Source organism: uncultured Veillonella sp. (assembly GCF_900545795.1).
In the GTDB taxonomy this organism is placed as follows: Bacteria; Bacillota; Negativicutes; order Veillonellales; family Veillonellaceae; genus Veillonella_A.
Genome location: NZ_URAR01000006.1, coordinates 39,495 through 55,883, shown reverse-complemented (window position 1 = coordinate 55,883; position 16,389 = coordinate 39,495). Strand labels below are relative to the sequence as shown.

Annotated in this window: 13 protein-coding genes; all 13 read left to right on the top strand. The window is 39.9% G+C overall.

Annotated features, from left to right (window positions below; genetic code table 11):
- The first annotated feature begins 33 nt into the window (after nt 1-33).
- The 13 genes from lysS to QZR90_RS04330 all read left to right on the top strand — a co-directional run bounded on the left by lysS (nt 34) and on the right by QZR90_RS04330 (nt 16,364).
- Nucleotides 34-1,560, top strand: a complete 1,527-nt coding sequence (gene lysS / locus QZR90_RS04390) for a lysine--tRNA ligase (protein WP_295789196.1) — start codon at nt 34-36, stop codon at nt 1,558-1,560.
- A gap of 148 nt (nt 1,561-1,708) precedes the next feature.
- Entirely contained in the window at nt 1,709-2,989 is a 1,281-nt protein-coding gene (gene serS, locus QZR90_RS04385) for a serine--tRNA ligase (protein WP_295789194.1), read from the top strand.
- Nucleotides 2,990-3,072: 83 nt separating this feature from the next.
- A complete protein-coding gene (gene fsa, locus QZR90_RS04380) occupies nt 3,073-3,717 on the top strand; it encodes a fructose-6-phosphate aldolase (protein WP_295789192.1) in 645 nt (214 codons plus the stop codon).
- Between the two features lie 99 nt (nt 3,718-3,816).
- A complete protein-coding gene (glpX, locus tag QZR90_RS04375) occupies nt 3,817-4,782 on the top strand; it encodes a class II fructose-bisphosphatase (protein WP_295789190.1) in 966 nt (321 codons plus the stop codon).
- A gap of 359 nt (nt 4,783-5,141) precedes the next feature.
- The gene (gene murA / locus QZR90_RS04370) at nt 5,142-6,401 is read left to right on the top strand and encodes a UDP-N-acetylglucosamine 1-carboxyvinyltransferase (RefSeq protein ID WP_295789188.1); all 1,260 of its coding nucleotides are present in this window, start codon (nt 5,142-5,144) and stop codon (nt 6,399-6,401) included.
- Nucleotides 6,373-7,548 (top strand): rod shape-determining protein, encoded by a 1,176-nt coding sequence (locus tag QZR90_RS04365; RefSeq protein ID WP_295789186.1) that lies wholly within the window; start codon nt 6,373-6,375, stop codon nt 7,546-7,548. The genes murA and QZR90_RS04365 overlap by 29 nt, the downstream gene beginning before the upstream one ends.
- 305 nt (nt 7,549-7,853) lie before the next feature.
- Complete coding sequence (locus QZR90_RS04360; protein WP_295789184.1) at nt 7,854-9,200, top strand: phosphodiester glycosidase family protein; 1,347 nt, start codon at nt 7,854-7,856, stop codon at nt 9,198-9,200.
- A 114-nt stretch (nt 9,201-9,314) separates the two neighbouring features.
- The gene (locus QZR90_RS04355) at nt 9,315-9,617 is read left to right on the top strand and encodes a biotin-requiring enzyme (protein WP_295789182.1); all 303 of its coding nucleotides are present in this window, start codon (nt 9,315-9,317) and stop codon (nt 9,615-9,617) included.
- Nucleotides 9,618-9,630: 13 nt separating this feature from the next.
- Nucleotides 9,631-11,718 (top strand): SpoIVB peptidase S55 domain-containing protein, encoded by a 2,088-nt coding sequence (locus QZR90_RS04350; protein WP_295789180.1) that lies wholly within the window; start codon nt 9,631-9,633, stop codon nt 11,716-11,718.
- A 273-nt stretch (nt 11,719-11,991) separates the two neighbouring features.
- A complete protein-coding gene (locus QZR90_RS04345) occupies nt 11,992-12,753 on the top strand; it encodes an ABC transporter permease (protein WP_295789179.1) in 762 nt (253 codons plus the stop codon).
- A 43-nt stretch (nt 12,754-12,796) separates the two neighbouring features.
- Complete coding sequence (locus QZR90_RS04340) at nt 12,797-13,555, top strand: ABC transporter ATP-binding protein (protein WP_295789177.1); 759 nt, start codon at nt 12,797-12,799, stop codon at nt 13,553-13,555.
- Nucleotides 13,552-14,856: an MlaD family protein gene (locus QZR90_RS04335; protein WP_295789176.1), complete on the top strand. Its 1,305-nt coding sequence runs from the start codon at nt 13,552-13,554 to the stop codon at nt 14,854-14,856. Before QZR90_RS04340 ends, QZR90_RS04335 begins: the two co-directional genes overlap by 4 nt.
- A gap of 20 nt (nt 14,857-14,876) precedes the next feature.
- Nucleotides 14,877-16,364 (top strand): TolC family protein, encoded by a 1,488-nt coding sequence (locus QZR90_RS04330; RefSeq protein WP_295789287.1) that lies wholly within the window; start codon nt 14,877-14,879, stop codon nt 16,362-16,364.
- The last annotated feature ends 25 nt before the right edge of the window (nt 16,365-16,389 follow it).

The following is a 16,389-nucleotide window of genomic DNA, read 5'->3' as shown; positions in this document are numbered from 1 at the left end:
ATAAAAACTTATACTTTGTTAGGAGGAAATCTTATGAGTGAAGAACGTGTTTTAACCGCACAAGAACAAGAAAGAGAGTTTAACAGTCAGATCGAGGTTCGACGTGATAAGTTAGCTCAATACGAAGCTGATGGAATTTATCCATTTGGGCAACGTTTTGTTGTACAATATCATGCTGACGAAATTAAGAACGACTTCAAAAACTTCGATGGTCAACCTGTAACCATTGCTGGTCGTTTGATGACAATTCGCTCCCATGGTAAGACTGCATTTGCCAACCTTCGTGATTTATCTGGAGATATTCAAGTATATTTCCGCGCCGATGAATTAGGTGAAGAAAATTATAAGTATGTTAAAATGCTCGATATGGGTGATATCGTGGGCATCGAAGGCCATGTATTCCGCACTCATATGGGTGAAATTACTATTAAGGTTAATAAGCTCACTCTTCTTTCTAAGTCCCTTCGTCCTCTACCAGAAAAATGGCATGGTTTAAAAGACACAGAACTTCGTTATCGTCAACGCTATGTTGATTTAATTGTAAATCCTGATGTTCGCGACACATTTGTAAAACGTACTAAAATCGTTGCTAAAATGCGTGAATACTTAAATAAAAACCACTTCATGGAAGTTGAAACTCCAATGCTTCATGCAATTCCAGGTGGTGCTGCAGCACGTCCGTTTATTACGCATCACAATGCACTTAACATGGACATTTATTTACGTATTTCTCCAGAGTTACATTTAAAACGACTCATCGTTGGTGGTTTAGAACGCGTATTCGAAATTAACCGTTCTTTCCGTAACGAAGGTGTTGATAACCGTCATAATCCAGAATTTACTATGATGGAATCTTACCAAGCCTATGGTAATGTAAATGATGCAATCGAACTTACAGAAAACATCATTGCATACTGTGCTAAAGAAGTTCTTGGTTCTACAAAAGTTAATTACCAAGGTACTGAAATTGAATTCCGTCCACCATGGAATCGCATCACTATGCAAGAAGGCGTTAAAAAATACACTGGTGAAGACTTCGATGCTGTTGAAACAATCGAAGAAGCACGTGCTATTGCCGATCGCTTAAATGTGGAATACCAACAAGCTGATGGCATTGGTAAAATTCTTAACTACTGCTTCGAAGAATATGTAGAAAAGAATTTAATCGAGCCAACTATCGTTTATGGTCATCCAGTAGAAATTTCACCACTTGCAAAACAAAATCGTGAAAAACCATTAACTACAGAGCGTTTCGAAGCTTTCGTATATGGTCGCGAAATTGCTAATGGTTACTCCGAGTTAAATGACCCAATCGATCAGTTACAACGTTTTGAAAAACAATTAGAAGAACGTGAAGCTGGCGACGATGAAGCACATCGTATGGATCATGACTTTGTTAATGCATTAGAATATGGTTTACCACCAACAGCTGGTTTAGGTATTGGTATTGACCGTATGGTAATGTTCTTAACAGATTCTCCATCTATCCGCGATGTATTGTTCTTCCCATTGATGAAACCAGAAGATGGTTCTGCTAGCAATAATAGTGAAGAAGAATAATAATTAATACAGGTCGAGCCCTTCGGGGCTCGGCTTTTTTACTTTATCTGTCTTTAGCGTGGTAAAATATTAGTATTTGTGGTATGATGAAGTGTAAATAAATGTTATTTTGTAGAGTAAATTTGTCAATATGTAAGAGGTTAGGACTATGTTAGATTTACGTTTTGTTCGAGAGAATTTAGACTTAGTGCAACAAAATTTAGATAATCGTCATACAACTGGCGATTTAGAAAACTTTGCCAAATTGTATGATTTGCGCAAGGAATTAATTCAAGAAGTAGAGCAGTTAAAAGCTGAGCGTAATTCTGTAACAGCTGAAATCAGTGTGTTAAAACGGAATAAAGAAAATGCTGATGATAAAATTGCTGAAATGAAAAAAGTAGGCGATAAAATTGCTGAATTAGATGGCCAAGTGCGCGATACAGAGGAAAAATTAGAGAATATTGCTTTAATGCTTCCGAATATGTGCGATGCGTCTGTACCTGTAGGGGCCGATGAAAATGACAATCCTGAAATGCGTCGTTGGGGCAAACCAAGAGAATTTGATTTCCCAATTAAAGCTCATTGGGACTTAGGCGAAAGCTTAGACATTTTAGAATGGGAACGAGCCGCTAAAGAGTCTGGGGCACGCTTTACTATTTATAAAGGTTTAGGGGCTCGTTTAGAACGTGCATTGATTAATTTTATGCTTGACCTACATGTGGACAAACAAGGTTATACAGAAATGATGACTCCTTATTTAGTTACTCGTCAGACGATGACTAATACAGGGCAACTTCCTAAATTTGCTGAGGATATGTACAAAGTTGAAGAGGAAGATTATTATCTTATTCCAACAGCTGAAGTAACCTTGACAAATCTACACAGCGGTGAAATTTTAAATGCAGATGAATTACCTAAGTATTATACAGCTTTTACTGCTTGCTTCCGTGCAGAAGCGGGGTCTGCTGGCCGCGATACTCGTGGTCTTATTCGTCAACATCAATTCAATAAAGTGGAAATGGTAAAATTTGCTAATCCAGACACTTCCTTTGATGAGCTTGAAACTTTGACTGATAATGCAGAAGAAGTATTACGTCTATTAGAATTACCACATCGTGTAATCACTCTTTGCACTGGCGATATTGGCTTTGGTTCAGCTAAGACCTATGATGTAGAAGTATGGATGCCAGGACAAGGTTGCTACCGTGAAATCTCTTCTTGCTCCAATATGACTGATTTCCAAGCGCGCCGTGGGAATATTAAATTCCGTCGCGAAGCAAAAGGCAAACCGGAATTTGTACATACTTTAAATGGTTCTGGCCTTGCTGTAGGTCGTACTGTAGCCGCTATTCTTGAAAATAATCAAGAAGCTGATGGTTCTGTACGCATTCCTAAAGCATTACAACCATATATGGGTGGTGTAGAAGTTCTTACTCCAGCTAAATAAGCTGATGAAGAATAATAATTTAATATAATAGTTTAATATAATGCTATGTAGACAATATAGTAATTATTAGTGAAGGAGATCTTATGAAAATCTTTATCGATACTGCTAATTTTGATGAAATTAAAGCAGCCTATGACATGGGCTTTATTGCTGGTGTAACTACCAATCCATCTTTAATTGTTAAAGAAAAACGCGATTTGAAAGAAGTAATTAAACAAATTGCAGCGCTTGTAGAAGGTCCTGTAAGTGCTGAAGTTATTTCTACAACAGCACCAGAAATGGTAGCAGAAGCTCATGAGCTAGTAAAATTAGGCTCCAATGTGGTTATTAAAGTGCCTATGACTGAAGAAGGGTTAAAAGCAGTAGCTATTCTTGCTAAAGAAGGCATCAAGACTAATGTAACTTTAATTTTCAATGCGAACCAAGCTTTATTAGCAGCTCGTGCTGGTGCTAGCTTTGTTAGTCCTTTCGTAGGTCGTATTGATGATATGAGCATGGATGGCATCACTCTTATCGAAGATATTGCTGAAATCTTTATGATTCATGATATTAAATCTGAAATTATCGCTGCTAGCGTGCGCACACCAATGCATATGATTCAATGTGCTAAAGCTGGAGCACATATTGCAACAGTACCATATAAAGTGTTGACTGCCTCACTTAAACATCCACTTACGGATGCTGGGTTAGCTAAATTTTTAGCTGACTGGGAAGCTGCCAATAAATAATTGCCTAAAAATTGATAAGCAAATATAATTGCATATAGCATTTACCAAGGGGCTCAAGCCCGTCGCGTGTAAATGTCTTATTTTAAGGAGGTATAAACAGTGGATAGAACATTAGCATTGGAATTTGTACGTGTAACAGAAGCAGCAGCGCTTCGCAGCGGTCGTTTATTAGGGCGCGGTGAAAAAGATGGAGCCGATCAATTGGCCGTAGACGCTATGCGTCAAACATTTGATACAGTACCAATTTCAGGGACTGTTGTAATTGGGGAAGGTGAAATTGATGAAGCACCTATGCTCTACATCGGTGAAGAAGTAGGGGCTGGCGGCGAATTAGTTGACATTGCTGTTGACCCTATTGAAGGTACAAATCTTATTGCAAAGGGACAAAATGGTGCTATTGCAGTTCTTGCCATTGCCTCTAAAGGTGGTTTGCTCCATGCACCTGATATGTATATGCAAAAACTTTGCGTTGGCCCTCGAGCTAAAGGTGTTATTGATTTAAATGCTAGTGTAGCTGAAAACCTTCGCCGCGTAGCTGAAAAAATGGAACGCGGCATTGATGATTTGACTGTAGTAATGCTTGATCGTCCACGTCATGAACAAATTATGCGCGAATGCCGTGAAGCTGGTGCTCGTATTCGTTTGATTACTGATGGCGATGTAAACCCAGCTATGGAATGTGGTCTTGAAGGCTCTGGTGTTCATATGGTTATTGGTACTGGTGGTGCGCCAGAAGGCGTTCTTGCTGCAGCAGCCCTAAAATGTACCGGTGGCGATATGCAAGCTCGTTTATTACCTGAAAACGAGGCAGAAGTTCGTCGTTGTCATGCCATGGGGATTACTGATTTAAATAAAGTTCTCACCATTGACGATTTAGTTCATGGGGAAGATGTAATTTTCTCTGCTACTGCAATTACAGAAGGAAATATCCTTTCTGGCATTAAATATTTCGCTGGTGGCGCCCGCACTGAATCAGTGGTAATGCGTTATAAAACAGGTACAGTTCGCTTCGTAGATACAATTCATCGCTTAGATAGAAAATTAAAATCTATGAAAGCTAAATAAGTTGTACCATCTATAGGTAACTTATAGTATATGAGTATACAAAGCGGCTCAGAAGAGTAGGATTCTGAGCCGCTTATTTATATGTTATAGTAAATTGAAAAGGATGCTATAGTAAGTTGGAACGAATACTACAGTAAGTTGGAACGCACACTATAGTAAATTGGACCATATGCTACAATAAGCTGGAAAGATATGTTGACAATTGTCTTTTATGTGAATACAAAGTGCTAAATATATTGAGAGAAGTGGGCGTAACTCTTGAAGTGAAGGGTCTATTTATAGTATATTATAGAGTAGGATTTGTATCAGATAATAACAAGATAAAAGCTTGAAATAGATTTGTAGTTGGAGGGAATGTTTTGGAAAAGCTCATTATAAATGGTAAAAAACCGTTGAATGGTCGCGTACGCGTTAGTAGCGCTAAAAATGCGGTATTGCCTATTATTGCAGCCACCATGTTGGCATCTACGCCAAGTCGTTTAGTAGAAGTTCCTCATTTAGAGGATGTGCATACAATTTGTGAGGTTATTTCCTCTTTAGGTGTAAAGGTAAGTCATGAAAATACTGATGAAATCGTATTTGACGCTAGTACCATTACAGCCACTGAAGCCCCTTATGAATTGGTGCGTCGCATGAGAGCCTCTTTCTTGGTTATGGGCCCTTTACTTGCTCGCCGCGGTGAAGCGCGCATCTCTTTACCAGGTGGCTGCGCTATCGGTAGTCGTCCTATTGATTTGCATTTAAAAGCTTTTGAAGCTCTTGGTGCAGTGATTGAAATGGGAGATGGCTATGTATTGGCTACAGCACCTAATGGTCTTAAAGGCACTCAAATTTACCTTGACTTCCCAAGTGTAGGGGCTACAGAGAATATTATCATGGCAGCTTCTATGGCGGAAGGTAAGACTATTATTGAGAATGTGGCTCGCGAGCCAGAAATCGTTGATTTAGTAACTTATTTAAATAGTATGGGCGCTGACATTCGCGGTGCTGGTACTAATGTAATTCGCATCCAAGGTGTTAAGGAATTAAAGGGTGCGACTCATACGGTGATTCCTGACCGCATTGAAGCCGGTACATACTTAATTGCAGCAGCTATGGCTGGCGGCGATGTGTATGTAGAAAATGCCTTATCTGAACATTTAAAACCAGTGGTTGCAAAATTAAAAGAAGCTGGTGTGGCTGTATATGAAGATGTAGATGGCATTCGTGTAGTCTCTGATGGAAAAGTAAAAGCTGTGGACATTAAGACTTTGCCATATCCAGGGTTCCCAACAGATATGCAAGCACAATTTATGGCCTTTACAACAATTGCTGAAGGTACGAGTACCGTTATGGAAACGGTATTTGAAAATCGCTTTATGCATGTGGATGAGCTTAAGAAGATGGGCGCTGAAATTCGCATTGAAGAGCGCCGTGCCATTGTAGATGGTGTGCCTACACTTAAGGGGGCTAAGGTGCGTGCTACAGACCTTCGCGCTGGTGCTGCTTTAGTATGTGCAGGCCTTGCTGCCGAAGGCGTTACGGAAGTAACTCAATTGTCTCATATTGATCGAGGCTATGATAATTTGGTTGGCAAATTAAAAGGGTTAGGTGCTGACATTGTTCGGGTGGACGAGTAAGAAAAAAGTCGACCGTGCTGAAGTGAAGAAAAAACGCGAAGCACGTCGAAAAAAGAGCACACAGCCTATTGCTACGACTACGCCAAGAAGTTCTAAAATGGTAAAAAATAATATCTCTATTTTTGAGCGCATTGCTTTATGGTGGGCTTATGATATTGGTATTGATTTAGGTACAGCTAATGTACTTATTTACGTGAAGGGCAAAGGGGTAGTTCTTGATGAGCCTGGCTATGTAGCGTGGAATTCTCGTACTCATGAAGTTGTCGCGGTTGGTGATGATGCGCGCGTTATGTTAGGGCGCACACCAGAAGAAATCGAAGTCATTCGACCTTTGCAAGATGGTGTCATTACCAATTATGACATGACAGAATTCATGCTCCGTTACTATATTAAAAGTGTCTTGCCTTCTTCATCTCTATTTAAACCGCGTATTGTAGTCTGTGTACCATCGGGCATTACACCGGTGGAAAAGCGTGCTGTTATAGAAGCCGTTCTGCAGACAGGGGCGAGAAAGACAGTTCTGATTGAAGAGCCTTTAGTCGCTGCTTTAGGAACAGGGTTAGATAAGGCTAAATCTGCTGGCGCTATCGTTGTAGATATTGGCGGTGGCACTACTGATATAGCAGTACTCTGCAATACGGGTATCGTAGTAAGTAAATCTCTTCGTATGGGTGGCGATAAATTTGATGAGGCTATCATTGCCTATATTAAACGACGCCGTAAAATGCTTATTGGCCATCGTACGGCTGAGGAGATTAAGATTGCAGTGGGTACTGTAGATCGTAAAGCACCAGTAGAAGAAATTAAGGTGCGTGGGCGCGATATGGTGTCAGGTTTGCCGCAAACTATTACAGTTACTTCTAAGGAAGTGCAATTGGCATTAGAAAAGCCGATTGGCATTATTCTTGAAGGGATTAAGGATATTTTAGAAAAGACGCCACCTGAGTTAGTGGCAGAAATTGCAGACCATGGAATTTTGCTCACCGGTGGTGGGGCTCTTATTAGTGGCCTAGAGCGATTGGTGACGCGCTCCATAGGTGTGGCCGCATACTTAGTAGATAATCCACGTTATTCTGTTATACAGGGCACAGGTCGTGCACTGCAAGAAATGGATAAATTGCAAGATAGTTTAGAAGAATTGCAATAATATATAAACTAAAAATAAATACCATGAAGTGTATTGCAGCTGTAAGCCGAGGCGTTTTACAGGCTAGTGCAAGGGCTTCGTGGTATTTTTATTTTTCTAGTCGTGGTATTTTTTCTAGTCGTGGTATATTTTTTCTAGTTGTGGTAATTTTATTTTTAACTGCTCGTGGTATTTATATTTTAGTTATTCGTAGAATTTTTATCTATTTTATAATAGTTGACATAGAAAAATTGGTAATTTCAAATCACCTTCAGTTTCATGTTATAATATATAGAGTATACTGTTTTGAATAATAAGGAGGCGCTATGACTGGCAAGAAAAAAGCATGGATGGCAACGGCATTAAGTTTAATCATGAGCATGCCTTTGGCGCTAGCTGCAGATGTGACCAATTTAAGAGCATTAAATGAAACGGGACATACGCGCGTTGTATTTGATATGAATGGCTTACCAGACGGATGGAGCTCTATATATAATAATAAAAGTCAACAGGTGAAGATTCATTTGCCTAATACGAGCAATAAGGCCTCCGGCCCAGTGGCGTATAATCGCCGCGATACAGGTGTTTTACGAGGCGTGGCGTTAGATACAAAGGATGAGGATTTAGATGTCACTTTATCAGTGAATCAGTCCGTGCATCACCATATCTTTACACTCACTTCGCCAGATCGCCTCGTGGTGGATTTGTTTACTGATTACAATCAAAAAACGACTCGTAATTTAAGCGATAGAGTAGAGTTTTCTAAGTGGGATACTAGCAGTGAAAATGGACGCTTGAAAGCCTTTGTTGTAGAAGCTAACGCTGATGTACCTATGCGTGTAGGCGATGCAGGAGCAGCGGGAAAAGTCCTGGAGAATGTACAATCTCCTTATGTAGTGGCTATTGGATTAAAAAAAGCCACTAATGAGCGTACTACTAACCAAGTAAAGGCGAATAAAGCAAATGAAGTAGCGGCGCAGTGGGAGCCTAAATCACAAGTAAAATATGTACCAGGCAAGGGATATAGCATTAACTTTACGACGCCGATTATAGAAGTTAAAACTGCCAAGGACCAATTTACCATTAGTGGCGTAAACCGTGAGCGACAGGAGAATGAATTGCTCCTATACACTTCCAATTTCGGCAAATCTACCCATACTAATATATACGGTCAAGAAGTGACGATTAAAAATGATAAGGTAGTAGCCAAGACTGTTAATGATTCTGCTTTGCCTAAAGGGGCTATTGTATTGTCTGGTCATGGCACGATGGCTAAGGAATTAGAACAATTAAAGGTGGGTGACACCGTTACGATTGCTTTACAACCTGAAGTAGCTAAGATTAGTAATCGCGCAGCTGTTGTGTTTGAAGGGGGACAGAAGATTCTCGTTCGTGGCAATAGTTTAGGCATTGATGATGGCCGTCTCGGTGGGCGTAGTTTCCTTGGTGTTGATTCTAGTGGTCGCCTCATTGTGCTTGTTGTAGATAATAGCAAAGGCTTATCTGCTGGTGTGAGCACTGATGAAGGGGCGCATATGCTTAAGGAATTAGGTGCAGTAGATGGCATTGAATTAACAGGACAAGATTCAGTGGATATGTATAGCAATGAGTACTTACATATAGGGGCGCCTGGTACACCTAAAAAATATGAGCAAATTTTAGTATTAGGTTAAAAAGTGGTACTGGAAAAGGAAAAATATTTTATTTTAAATTATCAAAATAATTTGTTTCATGTTATAATAGGTTTATCACCTCTTAGCATGAGAGGTTTTTAAGGAGGGATAAACATGAAAAAATATATGAAATATACACTCATGACAATGCTTGCAACGGTAATGATGGCGGGCTTTGTATTTACGGCTTCAGCAGCTGCTGTCAATCAAGAGTCCGTATTGACCGGCAAAGTTGTATCGACTGTGGCCGTAGGTTCTGCAGTAAAACAAGGTGATGTTCTCGTGAGCATCCAATCGTTAACAGGTCCTATGCCAGCGGCACGTGCTACTGTAGATGGTGTTGTTTCTTCAGTATCTGTACATGAAGGCGACCAAATTAAACAAGCCCAAGTCGTTGCAGTAGTTAACGGTAATTAGAAGGGAGATATGAATGAAGTTATTTCGTTCATCGCGCCGGTATAAGAAAGGTGTACTGGCGCTTTTCTTATTTAGCGCCTTAAGCATTTTGCCTTATGGCGGACAGGCCATTGACTTTTTGCCTGTTAATGAAGTGCGTACAGGCATGGAAGGTCATGCCGACACCGTAGTAGAGGGTAGCGATATTGCTAGCTTCAATGTAAAAGTCTTAGGCGTTATGAAGGATCGTGGCCCATCAGGCGATTTGATTTTAGCTAAATTCTCTGGCCCGGTCATCGATGAGACTGGTGGTATCGTTCATGGTATGAGTGGCAGCCCCGTATATATTAACAATAAACTAGTTGGTGCTGTAGCCTATGGCTGGGGCTTTGCTGATAGTACGATTGGCATGATAACCCCAATTCAGGACATGGTAAAGCTATGGAATATTCCTTATGAACAAAATGTAGCCAATCCTTGGAAGGATAGCCATTTAATTCCTTTAGGGACACCACTTATGGCCTATGGTTTTGATGCCAATGCCTTAAGCTTTATGAAGGATAAATTGCCAGAATACCAATACAGTACTTATGATACAGCCGCTGCTGATGGTGATGATACACCTAAGCCATTAAAGGCTGGTGGTTCTGTGGCAGCTTTATTAGTCGATGGTGATTTAAAACTGGGTGCTATTGGCACAGTGACTTATGTAGATGATGATCATTTAGTAGCTTTTGGGCATCCATTTTTAAAGCGTGGCTCTGTGGGCTACTTCATGCATAATGCATCTATCTTTACAGTGGTAAAGAGCGTAGACTCTGGTTTTAAGCTAGGTTCTATGGGCGCTGAAGTAGGCGCTGTTACTGAAGATCGTGGCGCTGGCATTGCTGGTAAGACGGGGCAGTTTATGAGCGGCATTCCTATGGCTATTACTATTCGCGACTTAGATATGAACCGCGAAAAAGTAGCCGCTGTTAAAATCGTAGATGCCAATGAATTGAGCCCTACCTTAGCGGCCACATCTGTATATAGTTTCTTAAATAAAACCTTAGACCGCAATGGCGAAGGAACGGCTACAGTAGCCGTTAAAATTCAGCCGCGCAATGGAGAGATTCCTCCATTGGAGCGCACGAATATGTTCTACTCTTCTGAGTCCATTGGTGTAAAAAGTGTCGATGAATTTTACAATATTGTCGATGTGTTAATGAATAATCGCTTTATTAATTATGATATTGCTAGCATTGAAGTGGAAGCGGATGTAACAAAAACACCGCGAACGGCCCTTATTAAAGATGCAAGTTTAACGCCAGGTGTAGCATCGCCTGGAGATACGATTGTTATTGTAGTGACTTTGCAACCATTTAGAGGGGAAGAAGTTAAGAAGGAAATTTTTTATACAATTCCTAAAGATCAACCATTAGGTAAGGCCACTCTTGAAGTGCGTGGTGGGGGCGTTGTGCCATTGCCATATTTATTGGAAAAGCAAAAATATAATTTAACTGATGAGATTATTCGTCGCTTAAAAACATATAAGGATTTTGATGAGTTTTATAAGGAATTGCGCAAGGCCGATACCAATAATCAGATTGTAGTTGAGATCTTAGAAGACGGTATTAGCATGGTAGATTCTGGTGATGGTGAAACGGTTAAGAAAGCAAAACTTGAGAATGTGGAAGACAATCCAATTCCAGGCACAGTAGCTAAGCCTAAGACTAAGGGGAATTTACCAGGTGTAGATCCTGATGACGATGATAAAGAGCATTATACGGCTAAAATTGACACTGAATATGTAATTCGTGGTGATGGTCAGTTTGTTCTTAACATTATGTTGCCAGCTGAGCGAGATAAAGTGAAAGAAAAAATGGCAAAAGCTCAGGCTAAAGAAAAAGCTAAGGAAGAGCAAGCTAAGAAAGAAGCGGCTAAAAAAGATGTAAAAGATTCAAAAGACTCAAAAAATTCGAAAGATTTAAAGGAGTCAGAGGATTTAAAAGACTCAAAGGATTCAGAGGGATTTAAAAATTCAGAGAATTCAAAAGAGGCAACTGTAAAAAATGATGCAAATAATCAAAATATTGCAAATGAATCTCAAGATGAGCCATCCGAATCAGAGCCTGCTAAGTAATTAAATAGAAATTTATATAATTAATAAGAGACCTTACTTTATGATTTTCATGAAGTAAGGTTTTTTTATAAAAAAATCCTTATAATTCCTTGTGGTACTGATGACAAGGGATAGGGTTTTGTGCTAAAATGAGGGGTAGTATTTGTACATATTATAAATCATTTTTATTGACCTATAGGACGATTTATTAATAGTGATTTCATAAATTGGTAATAATTATAGTGTACATTTAAATGTAGATTATCTATGAGGAATTATTGAGGAGGACTGGCTTTGCGTTTCTTAGAAGCTATTGGCCGTTTTGTAATACTTTGTCTAGCTCGCTGTGGTGAAGCGACCATATTAATTGGACAAACAATTAGACAGATGAAACATGCTAATTGGCGACATATCGTGTATCAAATGGCTCATTTAGGGGTTGATTCACTACCCATCATAAGTTTGACCTTACTGTTTGCAGGGGCTGTAATGACGCTGCAAATTACTGATATTTTAATTCGCTATGGCGCTCAAGGTACAGTTGGTGGCATTATGGCTATAGCTATGGGTCGTGAATTAGGACCGGTGCTCGTTGGGGTTGTATTAGCAGGTCGTGTAGGGGCTGCTATTACAGCTGAGTTGGGTACTATGAAGGTAACCGAACAAATTGATGCTTTAAAAGTTATGGCTGTAAATCCTATTGGATATCTAGTAGTACCTCGCATGATTGCTTGTATGATTATGGTGCCAATCTTAGCTTTATATGGTGTACTCATCGGCATTGGTGGTGGCTATGTAGTGGCTACTGTAGTGAAAGGCTTAGCCGGGGCTACTTATACCGATTCCATTCAACTATTTGCAGTGACAAGTGATTTGACCTTTGGTTTGATTAAATCTAGCGTGTTTGGCGCCGTTATTGCGTTGGTAGGTTCTTATAAGGGCATGTATACTAAAATGGGCGCTGCAGCAGTAGGGAATTCCACTACGAGTTCTGTAGTGACGAGTATTATTTTAGTCTTTGTATTAAATTATTTCTTATCGGTATTATTATATTAAGCTAATAGATAGATAGCATAATAAGTGTTGAGGAAATAGATTGATGATAGAGTTAAAAGATGTGGTAGTAGCCTATGAAGATCGGGTTATTTTAGACCATGTAGATTTGACAATTGAAAATGGAGAGACCCTAGTAGTGCTCGGTGGCAGTGGGGCAGGTAAAAGTACAATTTTACGCTTAGTCATTGGCTTACAACGGCCTAATAGTGGTCAAATCCTAGTAGATGGTGTAGATGTTGTTGGTTTAGGGGAAGATGAATTTAACAAAGTGCGCGAAAAAATGGGCATGGTCTTCCAGTATTCCGCTCTATTTGATTCCATGACAGTGGGCGAAAATGTAGCATTTGGTTTACGTCAACATACAGAGTTAACTTCCAAAGAAATTAAAGATATTGTAGCAGAGAAGTTAGAACTTGTAGGTCTACCTGGTACAGAGACATATATGCCTAGTGAATTGTCAGGGGGCATGAAAAAGCGAATTAGCTTGGCGCGCGCTATTGCTTTAAATCCAAGCATTATATTATATGATGAACCGACGTCAGGACTGGATCCTATTACGTCAGGAACAATTAGTAAATTAATTCGGGGCATGCAAAAGCATTTAAATTGCACGTCCATTGTAGTAACACATGATATGCAATCTGCTTTTTATGTAGCAGATCGCATTGCATTATTAGATAAAGGTAAGTTTGTAGAAGTATCAACTGCAGAAGAATTTAAGAAATCCAAGAACCCCGTAGTACAACAATTTATTCACGGTGGGGATGAATTGGACGTAGTAGATGGGGGGACAAGAGGATGAAATGGTCAACAGAGGCCAAAGTAGGGCTTTTTACTATATTGGGAATAGCTCTCTTTGCAGCTTGTGTTATATTTTTAGGTCGACTGGAGTTATTTCAGCCGCCGCAAATGAAAATTCACGGTGAGTTTCAATCTGTCACAGGCTTGAAGACGGGCAATCAAATTAAGTATTCAGGTGTTGCTGTAGGTCGTGTAACAGACATGGAAGTAACGTCTAAAGGCGTTACCTTGACAATGGAAATTGCTGAGGATACGGAGATTCCTGATGACTCAGAATTCGCCTTATCCAATGATGGCATTTTAGGTGATAAATTTATACAAGTTACTCCGGGTCGGTCAAAAACTTTCTTAAAAGATGGCGACACAGTATATGGAGATGGACAAAGTGAAATTGACAAAACCATGAAGCAAGCAACTGAGCTCATGGCGGAAGCCAATAAAACATTGGAATCCATTAATCATATTATTGGCGATGGGCAAACTCAAAATTCACTTAAAAATGCACTGCGCACTACAGAGGTGATTGCCAATAATACAGCGAGTTTAACAGGCCAAATGAATGCCATGTTAGCTGACAATCAAGGAAATTTACAAGCTATTACATCAAATATGGTAAATATTACGCGCAATATGGACGATATTACAACTCAATTTGATGCGTCCTTAAACCAGTTTAATAGCGATGGACAAGCAGGCAATGAAATGCGTGCTATTGTTGACAATTTGCGCACTACAACTGATAGTCTCAATCGCATGGCCACTTCAATGGAAGGGGTCGTAACAGATCCACAAAGTAGTCAAGATATTAAAGAAACTTTGCATAATACCGCACAGTTGACTACTAAATTAAATCGTCTAACAGGCGGAGACGTGGAAGGTCGGGACTCTGGAAAAAAGCTCCCTTTTAAGGTAGACTCTGGTTTAGAGCTGCTTTATAATACAACTGATAAGGATATGGCAGTAAATGGCGATATTCGATTCTTTGCAGGTAAGCATTTGTTAACATTAGGCGCTACACAACTAGGTGATGGTAGTCACTTAGAGCTTACATATGGACAAATGTTGGCTAATAAATTTATGTTGCGCGGCGGTATTTTTGACGGCGATGTGGGCGTAGGCTTTGACTATGGCTTAGGCGGTCCTATTTCCTTATCCGCTGCTGTGATGGATGTAAATGACTATCGCTACCGAATTCGTAGCGAAGTGCGTTTAACTGATGATATGTATATGATTGCTCAAATTATCCGCCCTATGAGTGCAGAAAATGGTGGTAATTATTTCGGGCTTAGAAAAGCATTTTAGTTTTGGAGGTAAAAAGCATGATAAATAAAAAAGCACTTTCTTTAGCCGTAGTATTAGCTTTAACGACTACTGGGGTATGGGCGGCTAGTCCTATGACAGATGATTCAAAAGATGCAAAACTTACTAAATTTCAACAAGCAGCTCTTGTGACAACACAAGAAGCTGTAGCTAATAAAATTTCTACTGATCAAGAAGTGGGAAGTAAAGTATCTTTAAACTTGCCTCGTACAGTAGAATTAGCGTTAACTAATAACCGCAGTGTACGTCAATCTGAATGGCAATATGAAGCAGCTAAGGCGCAGGTAGGTGTAGCAGCTGCTGCTAAGAACCCTACGGTATCTTACTCTTACAGCGGTGGTCGCGGTAGCTCCACTAACTCCTTGACTGGTAATAGTGTAGTTGGCGAATCTGCATCTAATACATTTAGTTTAGCTGTACCGATTTATACTGGTGGCAAAGCTGAGGCTGCTATTGATTCAGCACGTTATTCTCGTGAAGGCTATAATGCAGCTCTAGAAGTGGCGCGTCAAAGTGCGAAATTAACAGCTGCTACTAATTATTATTCTTTAATTATGGCTCGCAATAAAGTAGATATTGCAGAGCAATCTGTTAAGGATTATGATGGACATTTAACAAATGTTAACCAACAATACAATGTAGGGATTGTGGCGAAGTCTGATGTGCTTTCGTCTGAAACCTCTTTGGCTAATGCTCGTACATCCTTGGTAGAGGCACAAAATTCTGCCAACTTAGCAGAAGCTACTTTAAATAACTCCATTGGCTTGCCAGTTAATACGTCTGTAGCTACAGCAGATTCTTCGCTTGGTTATACACCTTATGATGTAACCTTACAAGATGCACAAGCTTATGCTGTACTTCATCGTGCAGACTTAGTTCAAACAACTATGGCTGTAAAAGCATATGAAGAGCAAGTAAAATCAGCTAAAGCTGGCTATATGCCTACTTTAAGTGCTACAGCGAGTCAGGCTTGGTCTGGTGATGATTGGGGTGGCACTGACAATGACAATTGGCGTATTGGTGCAGCTGTGTCCTGGGACTTATGGGACGGCGGTGCTACTAGCGAAGGTGTAAAAGTGGCTAAGGCTAATTTAGAAAAAGCTAAAGAAGCCAATTATGCTATGATGGATTCTGTAAATCTTGGTGTTCGTCAAGCGTACTTAAATATGAAGTCTGCGGAACAAACTATTGAAAGCACACGTACAGCTGTAGCGTCTGGTCAAGAAAGCTTCCGTATTGCTACTCTTCGTTACCGTGCTGGCGTAGGTACTAACCTTGATGTACTTGATGCGGAAACAGCCCTTGAAACTGCGCGCAATAATTACGTAGATGCTTTATTTAACTATAATATTGCCGTAGCTACTTTGGAAAATGCTATGGGTGTGCCTCTTGAAACTCCAATTGGCGGTGGTGCGGCTTTAGTAAATGAAGCACAAGCAAGTGCTCAATTATCTAATTTAGTACAAAATGCAGCAACAAAGACTAAATAAGAAAAAAGTAGTAAAATAGAAGTGA